This is a genomic window from Bacteroides sp. OF03-11BH (assembly GCF_003604005.1).
GTDB lineage: Bacteria > Bacteroidota > Bacteroidia > Bacteroidales > Bacteroidaceae > Bacteroides > Bacteroides ovatus.
Genome location: NZ_QTMW01000029.1, coordinates 1 through 296, shown reverse-complemented (window position 1 = coordinate 296; position 296 = coordinate 1). Strand labels below are relative to the sequence as shown.

Annotated in this window: 1 protein-coding gene; it reads right to left on the bottom strand. The window is 39.2% G+C overall.

Features of this window, described 5'->3' with window-relative positions:
- Nucleotides 1-296 (bottom strand): DUF1793 domain-containing protein (locus tag DXA54_RS28580; protein ID WP_243647664.1); only part of this gene is annotated, 296 nt, incomplete at both ends.

The following is a 296-nucleotide window of genomic DNA, read 5'->3' as shown; positions in this document are numbered from 1 at the left end:
ATGATCCAGTCGGATTTTGTGTATTCTTTACGAGAGTCCAGAGGAAGCCCGTAAGGATTCTGCTTTGTCAAGTAATAGTCTATTTCTTTTCCGATTACATTGTTAGGAAATAAATTCAGGTTCCATAACTTATCCCAAACCATGTTATATTTTTGACTCCAAGTGTTCTTTCTGTCAAAAGCCAAACGGTAATGATCTCCTTCATTTGCCATTCCTTCCCATTTCACCGCCATTTTCTTGGCTATATCCGCATATTTGTCTGCTACATCATTCAATCCGAGCATACGAGCCATCTC